This is a genomic window from Rhodococcus sp. NPDC047139 (genome assembly GCF_040643435.1).
Lineage (GTDB): Bacteria > Actinomycetota > Actinomycetes > Mycobacteriales > Mycobacteriaceae > Rhodococcus.
On sequence record NZ_JBEYUH010000013.1, the window covers coordinates 34549 to 53971 of the forward strand.

The 19423-nt window shown below is 66.5% G+C and carries 16 protein-coding genes and 1 tRNA gene; 10 read left to right on the forward strand and 7 right to left on the reverse strand.

Features of this window, described 5'->3' with window-relative positions; genetic code table 11:
- Nucleotides 1-123: 123 nt before the first annotated feature.
- The 4 genes from ABZ789_RS16665 to ABZ789_RS16680 are packed head-to-tail and all read left to right on the forward strand — an operon-like array spanning nt 124 to nt 4357.
- A complete protein-coding gene (locus tag ABZ789_RS16665) occupies nt 124-1380 on the forward strand; it encodes a class I SAM-dependent methyltransferase (RefSeq protein ID WP_358425613.1) in 1257 nt (418 codons plus the stop codon).
- Complete coding sequence (locus ABZ789_RS16670; protein WP_358425616.1) at nt 1377-2165, forward strand: glucose-1-phosphate cytidylyltransferase; 789 nt, start codon at nt 1377-1379, stop codon at nt 2163-2165. The genes ABZ789_RS16665 and ABZ789_RS16670 overlap by 4 nt, the downstream gene beginning before the upstream one ends.
- 42 nt (nt 2166-2207) lie before the next feature.
- A complete protein-coding gene (locus tag ABZ789_RS16675) occupies nt 2208-3248 on the forward strand; it encodes an SDR family oxidoreductase (protein WP_358425619.1) in 1041 nt (346 codons plus the stop codon).
- The gene (locus ABZ789_RS16680; protein WP_358425622.1) at nt 3245-4357 is read left to right on the forward strand and encodes a class I SAM-dependent methyltransferase; all 1113 of its coding nucleotides are present in this window, start codon (nt 3245-3247) and stop codon (nt 4355-4357) included. The genes ABZ789_RS16675 and ABZ789_RS16680 overlap by 4 nt, the downstream gene beginning before the upstream one ends.
- Before the next feature lie 9 nt (nt 4358-4366).
- On the opposite strand, the gene ABZ789_RS16685 is transcribed toward ABZ789_RS16680, so the two are convergent.
- The 6 genes from ABZ789_RS16685 to ABZ789_RS16710 all read right to left on the reverse strand — a co-directional run bounded on the left by ABZ789_RS16685 (nt 4367) and on the right by ABZ789_RS16710 (nt 11097).
- Nucleotides 4367-5053 (reverse strand): MazG family protein, encoded by a 687-nt coding sequence (locus tag ABZ789_RS16685; RefSeq protein ID WP_358425625.1) that lies wholly within the window; start codon nt 5051-5053, stop codon nt 4367-4369.
- The gene (gene mfd, locus ABZ789_RS16690; protein ID WP_358425627.1) at nt 5050-8703 is read right to left on the reverse strand and encodes a transcription-repair coupling factor; all 3654 of its coding nucleotides are present in this window, start codon (nt 8701-8703) and stop codon (nt 5050-5052) included. Before mfd ends, ABZ789_RS16685 begins: the two co-directional genes overlap by 4 nt.
- 112 nt (nt 8704-8815) lie before the next feature.
- Nucleotides 8816-9397 (reverse strand): PIN domain-containing protein, encoded by a 582-nt coding sequence (locus ABZ789_RS16695; RefSeq protein WP_358425630.1) that lies wholly within the window; start codon nt 9395-9397, stop codon nt 8816-8818.
- 38 nt (nt 9398-9435) lie between these two features.
- Entirely contained in the window at nt 9436-9765 is a 330-nt protein-coding gene (locus tag ABZ789_RS16700) for a helix-turn-helix domain-containing protein (protein ID WP_358425633.1), read from the reverse strand.
- A complete protein-coding gene (locus tag ABZ789_RS16705) occupies nt 9762-10403 on the reverse strand; it encodes a ScbR family autoregulator-binding transcription factor (RefSeq protein ID WP_358425636.1) in 642 nt (213 codons plus the stop codon). The genes ABZ789_RS16700 and ABZ789_RS16705 overlap by 4 nt, the downstream gene beginning before the upstream one ends.
- 88 nt (nt 10404-10491) lie before the next feature.
- Nucleotides 10492-11097 (reverse strand): TetR/AcrR family transcriptional regulator, encoded by a 606-nt coding sequence (locus ABZ789_RS16710; protein ID WP_358425901.1) that lies wholly within the window; start codon nt 11095-11097, stop codon nt 10492-10494.
- A gap of 215 nt (nt 11098-11312) precedes the next feature.
- On the opposite strand from ABZ789_RS16710, the gene ABZ789_RS16715 reads away from it, so the two are divergent.
- From ABZ789_RS16715 to ABZ789_RS16740, 6 genes are all read left to right on the forward strand, one after another.
- A tRNA-Gln gene (locus ABZ789_RS16715) sits at nt 11313-11384 on the forward strand.
- A gap of 78 nt (nt 11385-11462) precedes the next feature.
- Nucleotides 11463-12941 carry a bifunctional UDP-N-acetylglucosamine diphosphorylase/glucosamine-1-phosphate N-acetyltransferase GlmU gene (gene glmU / locus ABZ789_RS16720; protein WP_358425639.1) on the forward strand — a complete coding sequence of 493 codons (1479 nt, stop codon included), beginning with the start codon at nt 11463-11465 and terminating at the stop codon, nt 12939-12941.
- Nucleotides 12938-13915, forward strand: a complete 978-nt coding sequence (locus ABZ789_RS16725; RefSeq protein ID WP_358425642.1) for a ribose-phosphate diphosphokinase — start codon at nt 12938-12940, stop codon at nt 13913-13915. Before glmU ends, ABZ789_RS16725 begins: the two co-directional genes overlap by 4 nt.
- Nucleotides 13916-13947: 32 nt before the next feature.
- Nucleotides 13948-14577, forward strand: coding sequence for a DUF2461 domain-containing protein (locus ABZ789_RS16730; RefSeq protein WP_358425645.1), 630 nt, complete (start codon nt 13948-13950; stop codon nt 14575-14577).
- Nucleotides 14578-14734: 157 nt separating this feature from the next.
- Nucleotides 14735-15424, forward strand: coding sequence for a hypothetical protein (locus ABZ789_RS16735; RefSeq protein WP_358425648.1), 690 nt, complete (start codon nt 14735-14737; stop codon nt 15422-15424).
- A 188-nt stretch (nt 15425-15612) separates the two neighbouring features.
- On the forward strand, nt 15613-18186 hold the full coding sequence (locus ABZ789_RS16740; protein WP_358425650.1) for a LuxR C-terminal-related transcriptional regulator: 2574 nt from the start codon (nt 15613-15615) through the stop codon (nt 18184-18186).
- Here the strand turns inward: ABZ789_RS16740 and ABZ789_RS16745 are convergent.
- Nucleotides 18155-19381, reverse strand: a complete 1227-nt coding sequence (locus ABZ789_RS16745) for an MFS transporter (protein WP_358425653.1) — start codon at nt 19379-19381, stop codon at nt 18155-18157. The genes ABZ789_RS16740 and ABZ789_RS16745 overlap by 32 nt on opposite strands.
- Nucleotides 19382-19423 lie beyond the last annotated feature (42 nt).

Sequence of the window (19423 nt, forward strand, 5' to 3'; positions counted from 1 at the left end):
CGTTCACAAAAACCAAACTTAGGTCTTTTTTTAGCTTGTTTCCCTTCCTCGAGTATGGTTTATTTGTGGCCATCGAGTTCGGGCGCCGGCTCGGACGAGTCCTTCCAACGAGGGGGCACCCGCATGAAGTGCCGACTGTGCAACTCGGACCGCCTGACGAGCATCCTGGATCTCGGGGCAACGCCACCGTGCGAACGATTTCTCACGCGTGAGGAACTCGACCTCCCCGAATGCACCTATCCGCTGCATCTGCGCCTGTGCGAGCACTGCCTACTGCTGCAGATACCTGCGTTGATCACTCCGGAGGACACCTTCACCGAGTATGCGTACTTCTCCTCGTACTCGCAGTCGTGGGTCGATCACGCCCGCCGTTTCGTGCACGACGCGCTCGGAAGTGGGCGGCTCCGGCCGGACTCGACCCTCATCGAAGTGGCGAGCAACGACGGCTACCTCCTCCGCCACGCTGTGGACGCCGGCATCAGGTGCCTGGGCATAGAACCGTCGGTCAACGTCGGAGAGGCAGCCAGGGAAGCCGGCGTGCCGACTCTCACAGGCTTCCTCGATGTCGAACTGGCCGAGCATATTCGGTCGGATCACGGACCCGCGGATCTCGTCGTGGCCAACAACGTCTATGCCCACGTGCCCGACCTCGTGGGGTTCACACGCGCCCTGCGCCTGCTCATGGCGGACGACGGCTGGTTGAGCATCGAGGTACACCACGCTCTGAATCTCGTGTCACTCGGGCAGTTCGACACGATCTACCACGAACATTTCCAATACTTCACCGTGTTGTCGGCCGAACGGGCCCTGGCATCCGGAGGACTCCGGATCGTCGACGTGGAGCTGCTCGACACGCACGGCGGATCGATCCGACTCTGGGCACGCCCCGAGCAGGTAGCGAAGAATCGAAACCCTCGTGTCGCAGAAGTTCTCGAGATCGAACGGCGCGCAGGTCTCCACGATCCGACGGGCTATTTCACACTCGAACCGCTCGCGCGCGACTCACGACTCGACCTGTTGCGCTTCCTCCTGCAGTGCCGGGACGAAGGCCTGTCCGTCGCCGGCTACGGCGCCCCCGGAAAAGGCAACACGCTGCTCAACTACTGCGGAATCCGGCCCGATCTGTTGCCCTACACCGTCGACCGGAACCCGTACAAGTACGGACGGTTCACGCCCGGGACCCGCATCCCCATCGAGCCCGTCGAGCGGATCGCCCGGGACCGCCCGGACATCGTCCTCGCTCTGCCCTGGAATCTCGAGCCCGAACTCACCCGCCAACTCGCCTACATCGAGGATTGGGGCGGACGCCTCGTCTTCCCTCTCCCCACCATCCACACGACCATCGGTTCCCCCGAAATGTCTTGGAGGGCTACATCATGAAGGTAGTACTGTTCTGCGGCGGCTACGGCATGCGCATGCGTAACGATGGTAACGACCAGATCCCCAAGCCCATGCAGATGGTCGGTCCTCGCCCGATCCTGTGGCACATCATGCGGTACTACGCGCACTTCGGTCACAAGGAGTTCATTCTGTGCCTGGGGTACGGCGCCTCCAAGATCAAGGAGTTCTTCCTCGACTATCACGAGGAGCAATCGAACGATTTCGTCCTGCACGGCAACACCGTCGACTGCCTCAGCACCGACATCAGCGACTGGCGGATCACCTTCGTCGACACCGGACTCGAGTCGGCGATCGGCGAACGTCTGCGCCGGGTCCGCAAACATCTCGGCGATGACGAGTACTTCCTCGCGAACTATGCGGACGTGCTGACCGACGCCCCGCTCGACACGATGATCGAGGCATTCCATGCATCCGGTGCCACGGCATCCATGCTCGTCGTGCCGCCCCAATCGTCGTTCCACTGCGTCGATGTCGCAGAGAACGGCGAGATCAAGGAGATCACCCCGGTGAGCAACTTCCCCATCTGGGAGAACGGCGGATACTTCGTACTCAACCGCAAGATCTTCGATCTGCTACCGCCCGGCGGCGACCTCGTCGCAGACGTGTGCGGGCCACTGGCCGGTCAAGGAAAGCTGTTCGGATATCGGCACCTCGGGTTCTGGAAGCCTGCCGACACCTTCAAGGAACGAGCGGAGCTCGACGACAACTTCGCGCGCGGTATCCACCCGTGGACGGTGTGGGAGACACCTGCGGTGACTGCGTGAGCCCCAGAACTGTCATCGTCGACGAACTCGGGAGAAGCTGATATGCGCGTACTCGTCACCGGCCATCAAGGATATCTCGGCTCCGTCATGGTGCCCGTACTCACCGCCCACGGCCATGACGTCGTCGGTCTCGACACGGGACTGTTCTCGGAGTGCACCCTCGGGGACGCCCCCGACGATCCTCCGGGTCTTCCTGTCGATATCCGGGATGTGGAGGTGGAGCACCTCGTGGGATTCGACGCCGTCGTTCACCTTGCGGCGCTGTCGAACGATCCACTGGGCGCATTTTCGCCCGAGGTCACCTACGCCATAAACCATTTCGGCTCCGTCCACCTCGCGCGACGCGCAAAGGAAGCGGGGGTCCGCCGATTCCTCTACGCGTCGACCTGCTCGGTCTACGGCAGCGCCGGTGACGACCTCGTGGACGAGAACGCCCCGCTACGTCCGCTCACCCCGTACGCCGTCAGCAAAGTCCGGGTCGAGGACGACGTGGCGTCCCTCGCCGACTCCCACTTCTGCCCCGTCTTCCTCCGCAACGCCACGGCGTTCGGATTCTCGCCGCGACTTCGTGCAGACATCGTCGTCAACAATCTCGTCGGCACCGCGGTTCTCACCGGCGAAGTACGTGTGCTGTCCGACGGGACTCCGTGGCGGCCCCTCGTCCACGCTCAGGACATCGCGCTGGCGTTCGCGTGTGCACTCGACGCTCCGCAGGACGACGTGCACTGTGCCGCTTTCAATGTCGGGACCGAGGCCAACAACGTCAGGGTGCGTGACATAGCGCAGTCCGTCATGCGAGCGGTCCCCGGATCCTTCGTCACCATCACCGGCGAGACCGGACCCGATCCCCGGTCGTATCGAGTGGACTTCTCGGCGATCCGCCGGGCCATGCCCGCCTTCGTACCGGGGTGGAGCGTCGACGCCGGAGCCGACGAACTGTTTCGCCGTTTCGTCGCCGACGGCCTCACCGCGGACGACTTCGCCCAGCGGTTCACTCGACTGGCACACCTTCGGCGGCTTGCAGATTCGGGACGTCTCGACCCGACTCTCCGCCCTCGGACTGCGAGCGTGCACAGCGAATGACCAGATGCCGCGCGTGTGGCCACGAGCACCTCGAGCGTGTCCTCGATCTCGGAGCAGTCCCGCCCGCGGATCACTTTCCGCCGGCAGATTCGTCCCCCTCGGCCGCCGAGTCCACTCACGAACTGGCGATGGACATGTGCGCCGGATGTGGACTCGCTCAGCTCGCCGATGACGACACCGTCCCCGACGAACCGCGAGGAATCGAACTGGAAGCCCTGCGGGAACAGGCCCGGAAGGCCGTCGAGGCCGTCGAGAAGTCGGGTCGGCTCCAGGGTCGTACCGTGATCGAGTTCGGCAGCCCGCACGGAGGCACCTGGCTTCCGCTCCTCCTCGAGCGCGGCGTCCACCCCGCCTCACCGGGGACTCCCGCGTCCTTGGTCCTCGACTGCTTCGGCATCATGCACGAAGCCGATCAACGCGGCGCCTTCCTCACCCGCGCGGCGTCACTCGCTCCCGACGGCCTGCTCCTGCTGCAGTTCCACACCCTCTCCGCCATCGTCTCGCAGGGGCAATGGAACGCTCTGCGCCACGGTCACTACGCGTACTACTCGCTGACCGCGTTGCGACGCCTGCTCGAAGATGTGGGACTGCACATCGCCGAGGCGTGGACGTTCGAACTCTACGGCGGCACGGTTCTGGTGGCCGCCCAGCAAGACCCGTGGACGAATGCGGGGCTGAGCGCGCGGCGCCTGCTCGCTGCCGAACGCACGACCGATATCACGAACCCCGCGACGGTACGCACCCTGCAACGTCAGGCCGACCGGCAAGCCGACGAACTCGCCACCTGGCTGAGGGAGATGGCTGCGGAGAACCGCTGCGTGTTCGCGTACGGGGCTGCCTCACGAGCAGTGGCGCTGTTCGCGCGCGCCGGCATCGATCGCTCTCTCGTGTACGCCGTGGCCGACGGCTCGCCTGCGAAAGCGGGACGGCGCATGCCCGGCACGGACATCCCGATCGTCGACCTCGATACCCTGCGTCACATGTCGCCCGACTGCATTCTGCTCACCGTCCCCGAGCTGCTGTCGGAGGTCCGCTCCCAGTTCCCGCAATTCGACGGACGCTGGTTCCTCCCGTCCGACAGCAGGAACGGTGTCCGGCAGGTCGGTTGAGGCACACCGTCACGAAGCAGGCGCAGCCGGACGTCCGGCCCGAGGCGTCCAGTATCGACGCCACGCCTGCTCGTCGAGTCCGCCGTGCGGGATGCCGTCCGCGTGTGCGGCACTCTCCGCCGCACGTATCGACGCCGCGAATGCGAGGATCGCCGACCGGAGCGCCGACTCGGTGTCGCCGGTGCCCGTGATACGCACGATTTTCAGGTCTTCCGGCACGAGATCCTCGGGGAAGCCCGCTCGGCTCGCACGTTCGAGTATCTTGTCGGCAAGCGAAAGGGCGGGCTGCGCCGTCGCGATCCCGTCCAGACAGGACGCACGAGCCTTCTCGGCCTTCTTCGCCACCTCCCACGCCGCCTCCTGCTCCGCGACATCGAGCGGGCCGGTGTGCCCGTTGGTCAGGTGCGGGCTGCGTGCGGCGAGCTTGGCGACGAGCGTCGCGGCGACGTCGTCGACGGTGAACTGCCCGTTCTCCTCGGCGATCCGCGAATGGAAGAGCACCTGCAGCAGCAGGTCTCCGAGTTCCTCGCGCAGTTCGTCGGGGTCACCGGACTCGATCGCGTCGAGTACCTCGTAGGTCTCCTCGACCAGATAGCGGCGCAGGCTCTCGTGCGTCTGGGTCACCTCCCAGCCCCCGAACGACCACAGTGTGTCCATCACGGCCGCGGCCTCGACGAGAGCCCGGTAGTCGCTCATGCGTTCACCGAGGCCGCGCTGCTCAGGTCCACGAATCCCTGTGGCTTGCCGTCGAGGGCCAGCAGGAAGTCCGCAATGTACTGGAGCAGTGCCACATCCCGGACCCGATCCGATCCGACGCCACCGGTGCGCGGGATCGGAAGCTGCACCTGGCCGCTCGTCGGACGGTACTGCGCTCCCGGATACAACCGCTTGAGTCGCATCTGCTTCGAATCGGGCAGGTCCATCGGCGAGATCCGGATCTGGGTGCCGGTGACCGCGACCTCCTCGAGCCCGTACTCACGGCACAACAACCGCAGTCTGCCGACGGAGACGAGGCGCTGCACCTCCTCCGGCAGCGGACCGTAACGGTCGACGAGTTCGTCGACGACCGTCGCGATCGCGGCGTCGTCGTTCGCGGCGGCGAGCTTGCGATAGGCTTCGAGACGCAACCGGTCGGATGCGACGTAATCCGCAGGGATGTGTGCGTCGACGGGAAGGTCGATCCGCACCTCCTTGGGTGCTTCTTCGGTGGTGACGGTTCTGCCGTCCGCCGCGGCCCGGTACGCCTCGACGGCCTCGCCGACGAGCCGCACGTACAGATCGAATCCGACTCCGGCGACATGCCCGGACTGTTCGGCACCGAGAACGTTTCCGGCACCGCGGATCTCGAGGTCCTTCATGGCGACGGCCATACCCGCACCGAGGTCGGAGTTCTGGGAGATCGTGGCGAGCCGGTCGTAGGCGGTCTCGGTGAGCGGCTTCTCCGCGGGGTACAGGAAGTACGCATAGCCACGTTCACGCGATCGCCCCACGCGCCCACGCAACTGGTGCAACTGTGACAGGCCCAGCGAGTCCGCCCGCTCGACGATGAGTGTGTTGGCGTTGGAGATGTCGAGACCGGTCTCGACGATCGTGGTGCACACGAGGACGTCGAACTCACGCTGCCAGAAGCCTTGCACCGTCTTCTCGAGCGTGTCCTCGTTCATCTGCCCGTGGGCGACCGCGACCCTCGCCTCAGGAACGAGATCGCGAATCTTCTTGGCGGCCTTGTCGATGGAGCTGACCCGGTTGTGGACGTAGAAGACCTGGCCGTCGCGCAGCAACTCCCGCCGGATGGCGGCGGCGACCTGCTTGTCGTTGTAGGCACCCACGTAGGTCAGGATCGGATGCCGTTCCTCTGGAGGAGTGAGGATGGTCGACATCTCGCGGATCCCCGCCATGCTCATCTCCAGGGTGCGCGGGATCGGTGTCGCCGACATCGTCAGTACGTCGACGTGCGTGCGGAGCGCTTTGATGTGCTCCTTGTGCTCGACACCGAAACGCTGCTCCTCGTCGACGATCACGAGACCGAGATCCTTCCAGCGGATACCGGTCTGCAGCAGTCGGTGGGTACCGACCACGATGTCCACCGTGCCGTCGGCCATGCCCTCGGTGATCGCACGGGAGTCGGCGGCGTCGGTGAACCGGCTCAGACCCTTCACCGTCACCGGGAAGGCGGCCATCCGCTCGGTGAATGTCTGCAGGTGCTGTTGCGCCAGCAGTGTCGTGGGGACGAGCACCGCGACCTGCTTGCCGTCCTGTACCGCCTTGAAGGCCGCACGCACGGCGATCTCGGTCTTGCCGTATCCGACGTCGCCGATGACCACGCGGTCCATCGGCACCGGCTTCTCCATGTCGGCCTTCACTTCGGAGATGACCGTGAGCTGATCCTGGGTCTCGGTGAAGGGGAAGGCGTCCTCCATCTCCTTCTGCCATGGCGAGTCGGGTGCGAAGGCGTGGCCCGGCGAGGCCTGCCGCGCCGCATACAGCCGCACGAGCTCACCCGCGATCTCGCGAACTGCCTTGCGCGCCTTGCGTTTGGTGTTGGCCCAATCGGAACCGCCGAGCTTGCTGACGGCCGGCAGCTCGCCGCCGACGTAGCGCGAGAGCTGGTCGAGCTGTTCCATCGGGACGAACAGCTTGTCGCCGGGCTGTCCGCGTTTGCCGGGGGCGTATTCGATGACGAGATATTCGCGGCGAGCGCCTCCGATCGTGCGCTCGACCATCTCCACGAACTTGCCGATACCGTGCTGGTCGTGGACGACGAAGTCGCCTGCGTTCAATGCGAGCGGGTCTACCTGGTTGCGGCGTTTGACAGGGGTCTTGCGTCCCTCGGTGACCACGCGATTGCCGGTGAGATCGGCTTCGGTGACGATCACCAGGCCCGGCACCACATTGTCGTCGTTGCCTGGGAGGACCACACCGTCGTGCAGGCAACCCCGCATGACGCCGACCTGCCCGCGCACGGGTTCGGCACCCGGTTCGAGCGTCGCGGCAGGGACCTCGTTCTCCTTCAGCCGTTCGAGGATCCTCTGCCCGGTACCTGTTCCGGCCACGACGATCGCCGCGCGGCCACCGGAGGTGACATGTGCGCGCAGGTTCACGAACAGCATCGACAGCAGTTCCTCGGAACCCCGGACTTCGGGAGCCGGCTGCACGTCGAGCACGATTTCGGTGTCGGCTCCGGAGGCGAGCGGGCCGAGCGTCCACCACGGCGTTCCTGCGGCTTGCGCGGCCTCGCGCACCTGACGCAGGGATCGATAGGCCGACGCGCCCAGGTCGAGCTTCCTGCCGTCCGCGCCGTTGAGATTGGAAGTGTCCAGTGGGACCGCGCCACCGAGCGAGGCAGCCGTCCACGAAGCCTCGAGGAACTCCTGCCCGGTGCGGGCGAGATCGCTCGCTCGGGTGCGTACCTTCTCCGGATCGCAGATCAGCACGTGGGCGCCGGCGGGCAGAACATCGGTGAGCAACTGCAGCTCACCGGGTTGCAGCACCGGCAGCAAGGCTTCCATGCCCTCCACAGGGATGCCCTCGGCCATCTTGTCGAGCATCTCGACGAGTGCCGCATCGGCGGGGTTGTCCTGGGCGAGTTGCGCGGCTCGCGCTTTGACCTCGTCGGTAAGCAGCAGTTCGCGACACGGAGGCGCGACGAGCACCGGCACCTCGACGTCGGTGATCGAGCGCTGGTCGGCGACGGAGAACGGGCGCAGTTCGGTGACCTCGTCGCCCCAGAACTCGACGCGGACCGGATGATCGGCGGTCGGGGGGAAGACGTCCAGGATGCCACCGCGCACGGCGAACTCACCGCGCTTGCCGACCATATCGGCTCGTGTGTAAGCGAGTTCGACGAGCCGCTCGACGAGTTCCTCGAAGTCGTGCTCGGTGCCGACCCGCAAGGTGATCGGATCGATCTCACCGAGGCCGGGCGCCATCGGCTGCACCAGCGATCGCACGGTGGCGACCACGACCCGCAGTTCGGGTCCGAGATCGCGGTCGTCGGGACGGGCGAGCCGGCGCAGGACGTGCAGGCGGCGGCCCACCGTGTCGGCGCTCGGCGACAACCGCTCGTGCGGCAGGGTTTCCCACGAGGGGAACTGGGTGACGGTGCCGCCGAGCATCTCGGTGAGTTCGGCGGTGAGATCGTCGGCCTCACGCCCGGTCGCGGTGACCACGAGCAGAGGTGCCTTCTCGGCCAGCGCCGCAGCGACGAACGGACGTGCGGCCGACGGTGCGACGATTTCCTGTTCGGCGGAACCGGCGAGTTCGCCGATCCCGCGCAGTCGGTGGTCGGCCAGCGCGATCCGCGCCAATCCGGACAGTGGGGCAGCGGCCGGGGGCACAGCAGACAAGGAATGCGCTCCTGAGTGTGAGACGAGAACCGTGTCGAGTCTATTCCGCTGTCCCCGGTGCGTCACCGCGCCGGGGCGCGAGGATGGTCACCGCGCCGGGGCGCGAGGATGGTCACCGCGTGGGCGCGAGCAGGTCCGCGCTGCTGGCGCCGAGTTCGCGCCTCGCCCAGCCGGCCAGTCGGGCGAGCAGTTCGTCGTCACCGGGTTCGCGGCGAGCCGCGTCCTCACGCGGGAGCCAGCGACGCCGCACCATTCTCAGGAGGGCGTTGCGGGCGCGGGTGGGGTCCCCGTCGAGCGCGAAGGTGACGAACGCGTCCGGTGTCCACGCTTCGATGCCCGACCTTTCCAATGCATCGGTGAGTGCGGGGTCGGCGGTGATCACGGCGTCGGCGTGGCTCAGCAGCGCCACCGAGGTCACATGTGCTTCCCTCGGGCCGGTGACATGTGGCACCTCGCGCAGGACGGTGGTGGGCCAGACCACCCGGGCGTCGGGGAAAGCACGATCGAGTTCGGCGAAGAGGAAGTCGCGGGCGGGCCGCAACAGTTCCTCCGGCAGCAGGCGGTCGACCTCGGCGATAATTCCGTCGCTCCAAAAGGGTTGGTAGAGACCTTCTTCGGCCAATGCCAGCGCTACATCACGCAGTCGGGGGCGTGCGAGCACCGTCGCGCCGAGCACCACTCGAACCGGCATCATCACCCTTCGTCGATTTCGTCGGCCCGTCGACGTGGCCGTCAGAACGGGTCGTACAGCCCCTCACGCCGCGTGAGGTCGGCGAGACCGTCGAGGACCGCCGTGACCACCTGTGCCTGCCGCTCCGCGAGTTCGAGGACGTCGGACCGGGACACGCGCCGGTGCAGACCGTGGAAATCGGCGGCGAGCGCGCCCGTGTCCACCAGGCGAGCGACGTAGCGGCGCGAGCAGCCGAGGACGTCCGCGGCCTGAGCGATCGTCAGCAGCGACGGGACGGCGCGGATCGTCACGGCGGCATCGGGGCCCAGTTCGTCGAGCAGGTCCGCCAGCGCTGCAGGGGCCTCGCCTGCCGGAAAAGGCCCGGATCTCACGACGGCAACCGCAGCCGGCGCTCCACGAACTGCTGGAAGTACTCGAGCTTGCCCGCCGGTACGAGCGCGGGCAGTGTCATCCGCCACAGTGCGCCCGTCTGCTCGGCGAGCCGTTCGGTCGTCTTGAGGGCGTTCGCCACGATTCTGGCGCCCATCCCCTGCTCGAGTATCAGCAGAGTGACGGCGTGGACATCGACGCCGTCGACCAGATCGCCTTCCTCGGCCGCCCTGCGTCCCAGTTCCTCCAGGCTGTGCTGCCACACCTCGAACGGCCGGTGCTCGGTACCTCGGTAGTCACCGATCTCGAACAACAGCCGGAACATCGCCCGCACCACGGGGTCGCTGTCGGACATGTCGACATGCAGGACGGACAGATCGATCAGCGTCTCGAGCGCCGGCGAACGTCGGTCCATCTTCGACGCGGCCGCGGCCACGAAGCGCAGATAGCCGGCGTCGATCACGCCACGCGCGAGTTCTTCCTTCGAACCGAAATGGAAGTACAGCGCACCTTTGGTGACACCGGCCTCTTCGATGATGTCGCCGAGATTGGCGTCGGCATATCCGTCGCGCACGAATACCGCCGCGGCACCCTGGAGCACCGATTCGCGTGTCACCTCAGCGCGTACTTGTCGTCCCACCACTGCCTGCCTTGTTTCATATGGAATAACTCGAGGATAACGCCGCTTACCTGAAAGTAGGGCGTAGACGGTTCGTAAAACGAAATCCCTATTCGGAAATCGGGGGCTCTCCGAGCTTGGGGTCCGCTTCCAGGGCCATCAGCCCGTTCCAGCACAGGTTCACCAGGTGTGCCGCCACATCCTCCTTCGAAGGAGTGCGACGATCGAGCCACCAGGTCGCGGTGGTGGCGACCATCCCGACGAGTGCCTGGGCATACAGCGGAGCGAAATCCGGATTGAGCCCCCTTCGGGAGAAATCGCCGGACAACAGCTCCCCCACCTGCCGCATCGCCTCGTTGAGCAAACTCGAATAGGTGCCCTCCTCCGCAGACATCGGAGAGTCGCGAACCAGGATCCGGAAACCGTCGGTGCGTTCTTCGATGTAGGTGAGCAGTGCGAGTGCTGCGCGCTCGACGCGGATACGCGAGCGGTTCCGAGTGAGACTCTCGGTGACCATCGACATCAGGATGGTCATCTCCCGGTCCACCACGACCGCGTAGAGGCCTTCCTTCCCGCCGAAGTGCTCGTAGACGACCGGCTTGGAGACCTGCGCGCGCTGGGCGATCTCCTCGATGGACGCTCCCTCGTAACCTCGCTCGGCGAAGAGCGCACGCCCGATCTCGATGAGTTGTTCACGACGTTGCGTTCCCGTCATCCGGATCCGCGGCGTGCGCTCGGTTCGCTTCTGCGGCGCCTGCGACACGTGTCCTCCTTCCGACCGGGGCCTCGCTCGATCGGGTCCGAAGGGTCGGCCGATCGAACACAGCCTATCGACTCCCGTCCGGACGACCCCCAGGTTCGACGTCGGGGGCGGTCTCGTGCGAGGATCGGGGGCGCACGCCCGCCGGTCCGCCCGTGGGGGTGCGGCAGTCCGCCGTGGTGTAATCGGCAGCACCTCTGATTTTGGTTCAGATAGTTCAGGTTCGAGTCCTGGCGGCGGAGCGGGAATCGTCCGGGGAGCCGCTGCGCTTCCCGGTGCACGCAGAAGACCGCGTGCAGCAAACGTGTCGAGGGAGCTACATGCAGGTGCAGACCGCGATTGTCGTACTGGCAGCCGGAGCAGGAACCAGGATGCGGTCGAAGACACCGAAGGTGCTGCACACCCTCGGTGGGCGCACGATGCTGGCGCACGCCCTGCACACTGCCGCCGCGCTCCGGCCCGCCCATCTCGTCACGGTCGTCGGACACCGCCGGGAGGAGGTCTCGGCAGAGGTGAGCGCCGTCGCCACCGTTCTCGACCGTGAGATCCGGGTGACCGTCCAGGAAGATCAACTCGGTACGGGACATGCGGTGGAGTGCGGTCTGGACGCACTACCCGGCGACTTCGACGGCACCGTCGTGGTCACGGCGGGTGATGTCCCCCTGCTCCGTACCGACACGCTGAACGAGTTGCTCGCAGTCCACCTCGACGCCGAACCGGCAGCCGTCACCGTCCTCACCACGACGATGGCCGACCCGACGGGCTACGGACGGATCGTCCGTACCACCGACGGCGACGTCGCCGCGATCGTCGAGGAGAAGGACGCGTCGCCGACACAGCGTGCGATCCAGGAGATCAACGCGGGTGTGTACGCCTTCGACGCCGTCGCACTGAGATCCGCCCTCGGGAAACTGAGCGCCGACAACTCCCAGGGCGAGCTGTACCTGACCGACGTCGTCAAGATCGCCCGCAAGGAGGGCCGCACCGTCCGCGGGGTGCACACCGATGACGCCGTGCAGGTCTCCGGTGTCAACGACCGCGTGCAGCTCGCCGCACTGGGTGCCGAACTCAACAGGCGCCTGCTCGAGCACTGGATGCGCGAGGGTGTCACGGTGATCGATCCGTCTTCGACGTGGCTCGACGTCGACGTCGTTCTCGGCAGCGATGTGACCCTCCATCCCGGTGTGCAGCTGCACGGCCGCACGATTGTCGCCGACGACGCGGAGGTCGGCCCCGACACGACTCTCACGAATGTGCAGGTCGGTGCCGGTGCCAGCGTCGTGCGCACCCACGGCTCCGACTCGGTGATCGGCGCGCAGGCGACGGTCGGCCCGTTCACCTATCTACGTCCCGGCACCGAGCTCGGCGCGTGCGGCAAGCTCGGCGGTTTCGTGGAGACCAAGAACGCGCAGATCGGCGCGCATTCGAAGGTTCCTCACCTGACATATGTGGGGGATGCCGAGATCGGCGAGCACTCCAACATCGGAGCCTCGAGCGTGTTCGTCAACTACGACGGTGTCCAGAAGTACCGCACCGTGGTGGGGTCCCACGTCCGGACCGGGTCCGACACGATGTTCGTCGCTCCGGTCACCGTCGGTGACGGCGCCTACACGGGAGCCGGAACGGTGCTTCGCCGCGACGTTCCCCCGGGGGCGCTCGCGGTGTCGGGCACGCCACAGCGCAATATTGAAGGATGGGTCCAGCGAAACCGCGCCGGGACCCCGGCTGCCGAGGCAGCATCGAAAGCACAGCAGCAGCAGCACGACGACGATCGGCAGAAGGACGGCCAGGACCAGTGACCAATTGGATCGACAATCAGAAGAACTTGATGCTCTTCTCCGGCCGGGCCCATCCCGAGCTGGCGGAGCAGGTCGCGAAAGAATTGGGCGTCCCTCTCACCCCGCAGACTGCTCGCGACTTCGCGAACGGTGAGACCTTCGTGCGCTTCGAGGAGTCGGTGCGCGGTTCGGACGCCTTCGTGCTCCAGAGCCACCCGTTCCCGTTGAACCAGTGGGTGATGGAACAGCTCATCATGATCGACGCGCTCAAGCGTGGTTCGGCGAAGCGGATCACCGCGATCCTGCCGTTCTACCCTTACGCCCGTCAGGACAAGAAGCACCGTGGCCGTGAGCCGATCTCGGCCCGCCTGATCGCCGATCTGCTCAAGACCGCCGGCGCAGACCGCATCATCACGGTCGACCTGCACACCGATCAGATCCAGGGTTTCTTCGACGGCCCGGTCGACCACATGCACGCGCAGGGCCAGCTCGCCGAGTACATCCGCGGCAAGTACGGCGTCGAGAACATCTCCGTGGTCTCCCCCGACTCCGGTCGCGTGCGGGTGGCCGAGAAGTGGGCAGACACCCTCGGTGGTGCACCGCTCGCGTTCATTCACAAGACTCGCGATCCCTTGGTGCCCAACCAGGTCAAGTCGAACCGCGTGGTCGGTGAGGTCGAGGGTCACACCTGCATCCTCATCGACGACATGATCGACACCGGCGGCACCATCGCCGGCGCCGTGAAGATCCTGAAGGAGGCCGGCGCGGGCGACGTCATCATCGCAGCCACCCACGGCGTGCTCTCCGACCCGGCCGCCGAACGCCTCGCCGCGTGCGGGGCCAAGGAGGTCATCGTCACCAACACACTGCCGATCCCGCCGGAGAAGCAGTTCGACAACCTCACCGTGCTGTCGATCGCTCCGCTGCTCGCGCAGACCATCCGTGAGGTGTTCGAGAACGGATCGGTGACCTCGCTGTTCAACGGGGTCGCCTGACACTTCACTGCACGACGGGGCAGACTGTCCGGGTGTTCACCGGATTTCCCGTCGCGGCCCTCGACTTCTACGACGATCTCGAGGCCGACAACAGCAAAGCATTCTGGGCCGCGCACAAGGCCGTCTACGACAGCTGCGTGCGCGGCCCTATGCTTGCCCTGCTCTCGGAACTCGAGGAGGAGTTCGGGGAGGGGAAGGCCTTCCGCCCCTATCGGGACGTCCGGTTCAGCAAGGACAAGCTGCCGTACAAGACCCACCAGGGCGGATTCGTCTCCGTAACACAGAGCGTCGGCTACTACGTCGAGATCGACGCTGCGGGATTGCGTGTCGCGGGTGGGCTTTTCCACGGGTCGTCTCCCCAGATCGCCGGTTACCGGGCGGCGGTCGATCACGACCGCCGCGGACCCGAACTCCAACGGATCGTGCGCCGCCTCGAGCGGTCGGGATACGAGATCGGGGGCGATCGGTTGAAGTCCCGGCCGCGCGGTGTCGACGGCGACCATCCCCGCATCGAGCTGATGCGCCATCGTTCTCTCTGGGCCGGTCGCACAGAGGTCTCGCCGCCCTGGATCGACACCCCGCGCACGCTCGAGGAGGTGCGTTCGGCATGGCGCGAATTCCGGCCGCTCGTAGGCTGGCTGTCCGACGCGACTACAACCTGAACGGACAGACCGAGTGGTATGCAAATGCCGTGTGCCGCATAGGTTTGACGATGTACGGAACCGGGAATGATCTTCGTCACTGTTGCGCGAAATCGCCGCAGGTCGCGAAAGACCCCCCTCTCCTACGTAACTCCGCTGTCACCTAAAGTGGCACCTCGTGACCGACGCGCAAACTCTCGAAACCCCTACGGAACACGCGACAATCCGAACGGTCCGACGATGGTCGCCGGGTGCGTGCGTCTGGTGTGGCGATACCGACTCGGTCGAACTCTTCCGCAACGAACCCCGCTGTGCCACTTGCCGTAAGCACGAAGTCGTCATCGACGAAGCACGCAAGTTCATGGGTATGTACGGACTGCGCCCCATCGGCGGCACCCTGCAGTCCGACGACGAGGAGGAGTACGAGCACCGGCTCGCCGCCCGGGAGGCCCGTCGCGCTCTCAACGACATCCGTCTCGCCGAGCAGCCCGACCCGGCACTCGTCCGCAAGGCCCTGCGCCCCCGTGCCGCGGCTGTCGCCGAACATCACGCGAGCACCGCCGCGAAGAGTCCTGCACGACCGGCCGCCACGACGAACCGGAGTTCGTCGTCCTCCTCTGCGTCGTCCAAGTCGACGAAGACCGCCGCGCCGGTCAAGACGGGCGCTGTCGATGTCGAGGAGATCCAGACTCGCGCTCTCGCACTGCTCGACCAGCTCTCCGCGATCGACGCGCAGCTCACCCTCGTCGCCGAACAGAGCGGTCTCGCCGCACGCGCACGACGCAGCGACCTCGAGAAGCAGAAGGCGACGATCCTTCGCACCCTCGCGGCGCTCGAGAAGGCACGGCTGAGCGCCTCCGGGAGTTAGCCGGGCCGTAGATGACACGAGCACGCCCCCGCGCCGCCGGGTCGTCCGCTGCTGTGTCGGGGCTGCGGTCGTTACCGCGCCTCAGAACAACACACCAGGTAGTCTGTGACGAACCAAGGGCCTGTCGGGGGCGTTGCTCGGGCGTCGACGCCTGCGCATTCAGGGCTGAAGTAGCCGAAGGAGTGCGCGTGAGTGTTTCCGACACCCCTCGCGTCGGTGCACCCGCGTGGCGTTCGCTTGCCGCGGCCCTGGCCCGTCCCCGCTTGTTCGAATGCCTCGACAGGTGCTCCACGCTGACAGTGATCGACGCTCCCCCAGGCTTCGGTAAACGCACGCTTGTCGCGGGATGGCTCCATCAGGGCGGGGCACCGGACCACACGATCGTCTGGGTTCCCGAGCTCACCGGCTCCACCGACCTCCCGGAATGTGTGCTGGAGGTCCTCGTCCACCATCCTGCCGTCGACGTCACCGCAGACGGTTCCCCACTCGAGCGGGTGGTCCGGACGTTCCGCGATCTGGGGTCGCCCTCCCTGCTCGTTCTCGCCTGTGTCTCTGCCCGGAGCGCGGCTGTTGTGCTCGCGGAGACTCTCCGGCTGCTCGACCATTGCCCCCTGCTCGACGCGATCGTCTGTCTGCCGGGCAACAGCACCGACATGAGCGAGGTCGTCATCCGCGGGATAGGCGCCACGTACATCCCCGCCTCCGACCTCGTGTTCACAGTCGACGAGACCACGAAGCTGCTGCGCGACGCCGGACCCGAACGCACCGAGACCGAGTGTGAGACCGTCTGCCGTGTACTCGGGGGTGTGCCCGCCCTGGTCTCGGCGGCCACGGCTGTGGCGCGTAGCCGGCCTCAGCGATTGATCGATTCGCGCGGGCTACCGACCCCCGCACTGGAACGCCTCGTCCGCACCTATGTCGAGAATCGACTCGGCGAACTCGACCGCCCCCATCGCGATTTCGCGTGCGCCGTGGTCGCGGCTCACAGTGTCACCGCTGACGAAGCTGCCGAGTTGACCGGCGTGGTGGATGCCGGCACACGACTGGCCACCCTCGCCGCGGCAGGGCTCGTGATGGCTTTGCCCTTCCACGATCCCCGGATCTGGCGATGGCCCGACGCGGTCCGGTCGTACGTCCTGGAGGTCTTTCGCCGGGAACATCGTGGGCACGCCGACGCCCTGCTCGTCGAACTCTCTCGCGCGCGCCGCGAAGCAGGAAAACCCGCCGAAGCGGCGATCTATGCCGTCGAGGCCGGCGACTGGAAAACCGCCGTGACGATCGTCGAAGAATCCTGGGCACGCATGGTGGACGACTCCTTCGACGTTCTCGTCAAGGTGCTCAGACAGATCCCGGATCAGGAACTCGACGACCACCCGTCGGTCCTGGCCGGTCGCGCGCTGTTCACGCAGATGCTCGACGAGCATTCGATTCTGCACTCCTCCTTGCCCTCGGACCCGGACGAACTCTTCGAACTCGGGACGAGGCCGGGGGCCGCCCAGGCTGTCTACGTGGCGACGGCACAGACTCTGGCCCTGCGCGTCTCGGGCCGATTCGTCGAAGCCGCGCAATCGACCCGGACGTTGCGGACGCTCGTCGGGACGATTCTCGAGCATCGACCCGACGACCTCGGCCCGCAGCTTCCGATACTGCGCGTGCAGTGGGCGATCACCTTCCAGCTCGCGGGACATCTGACCGAGTCCACGACCGTGTTCCGCCGAGCATATCGAGGTGCCTACGCCGCGAACATCGCGTTCGTCGTCCAGAATGCCGCAGGAAGCTCCGCGCTGAACTGGGCCGTGACCGGGGAAAACCCTCGCGCGCGGGAATGGCTGCGCGTCGAGAGCCGTGCGGAGCCCACCGAGGGCCGCTGGGGGGAGACCGTCAAGGTGGGTGGCCGGGTCGCCTCTGCGCTCATTCATCTGGACTCGCTGGATCTCGACGAGGCCGCCGCGTGTCTCGACGAATTGGGCATCCCCCGCGTCTCGGAGGAACTCTGGGGATTCGTCGCCTACGCCCGGGCCTACTACGACCTGGCGACGGGGAATGCCTACGACGGACTCACCGCACTGCACCGATCGATCGCGTCGCATCGCGACCTGTACGGGCATGGGGCGTTCGCGCGTATCCTGCTCGGAGCTGCGGAGATCGATCTACATCTGGCGCTCGGACACGGCAATCTGGCGCGCGCCCTCGCCGGTGAAAACCCGTGCGAGCATCCGATGCTCGTCGTAACGAGCGGACGCGTCGAGCTGTTCACCGGTCGTCCCGGCGCCGCACTGAAAAAGCTCAAGCACATCTCGTGGACGGAGTGCGGATACCCGCGCGCACATCTCGAGTCGTTGCTCATCGCGGCGAACGCCCACCTCCTCCTCGGCGACGAGACGGCCGCGGTGCGCAGTTGGCAGAGAGCCTGCACGCTCGCCGAGTCCCTCGGTAACCGCCGTGCCTTCTCCACGATTCCGCAGGATGTCATCCGAAATCTCGTAGACCTCGGCGGCCCTGCGATCCCGGGAAACCCGGTCGAATCCGTTTTCACCGAGCCTGTCACCCACGTCGAACTCTCCCCGCGGGAGACGGATGTCCTGGACCTGCTGGCCCAGGGATCCTCCCCCGCCGACATCGCCAAGAAACTGTTCGTCTCGCACAACACGATCAAGACCCAATTGCGCAGCATCTACCGCAAACTCGGAGCCCACACCCGCGCGGAGGCGATCGGCCGGGCGCGTGATCTCAGGCTGTTGCCCGTCCACCGGCCGCGGTAGCCGAACCCACAGCCATCCCGGCCACGAGCCGCCGATCGAGCGCCCACACGATGCATGCAAGCACCGCCAATCCGACGCCGAGCACGCACACCGCCGACCAGCCGCCGACCGTCCACGCCGCCGCGCCGAGCGCCGACCCGGACGCCGCCCCGACGAAATAGGACGTCATGTAGACGGAGTTCACGCGGGAGCGCGCATCGGGATCGAGCGCGTACACGATGTTCTGGTTGGTGATGTGTACGAGGTTCAACGCGAGGTCCACGAGGACCATCCCGACGACGAACCACACGAGCGAGACCCCTCCGGCGGCGAGTGCTGCCCATGATGCGATCAGCGTGAACACCCCCGCCGTCGTCGTCGGTGGTCCGTAGCCACGATCGACGAGACGACCCGCGGCCGTCGCGGCGAACGCTCCGGCCACTCCGGCCAGGCCCACGAGCCCGATCTGCAGGTCGCCGAGGCCGAACGGCGGGTCCGACAGCAGGAATGCCATCGTCGAGAACAGGGCGCTCACCGACGCGAAGCTCAGTGCCCCGAGCAGCGATCGGGTACGCAACCGCGGGTGCGCGACGATCAACGTCCCGAGGGACCGCAGCGTGCTGCCGTAACCCTGCCGGGTGGCCGGCGGCGTGGCCGGCAGCACCCGCCAGAGCGCGAGGGCGACCACTACCATCGCGACCGCACTCACCCGGTAGACCGTTGTCCAGCCGTCGCCGAGGTCGGCGAGGATGCCCGCGACACTGCGGGCCACGAGGATGCCGACGAGCAGCCCGCTCATCACGGTGCCCACCGCACGTCCACGATGCTCGGGCGTGGCGAGGGTCGCAGCGAACGGCACCAGCACCTGCGCCGCGACGGAGAACAGGCCGGCGATCGCGGTACCCACAACGAGCACGCCGATGTTCGGCGCGAATCCGCTCGCTCCCTGCCCTGCTGCTGCGAACAGCATGAGCATCACGGCCAGTCGACGCTGCGGGAACATGTCGCCGAGCGGCACGAGGAACAGCAGGCCGAGGGCATAGGAGACCTGCGCGACCGTCACCGTCGACGCGGCGGCCGATCGGGAGGTGTCCAGCGCTTCGGCGATGGAGTCGAGCAGCGGTTGGTTGAAGTAGTTGCCACCCACGCACAGACCCGTCGCCACTGCCATGAGCAGCAGGACCGGAGTCGTGAGCACAGGACGGGAGGCAGTCATGGTTTCCAGCCTCCCGCGCCGGCGCGGCAGGTGTCGAATCCG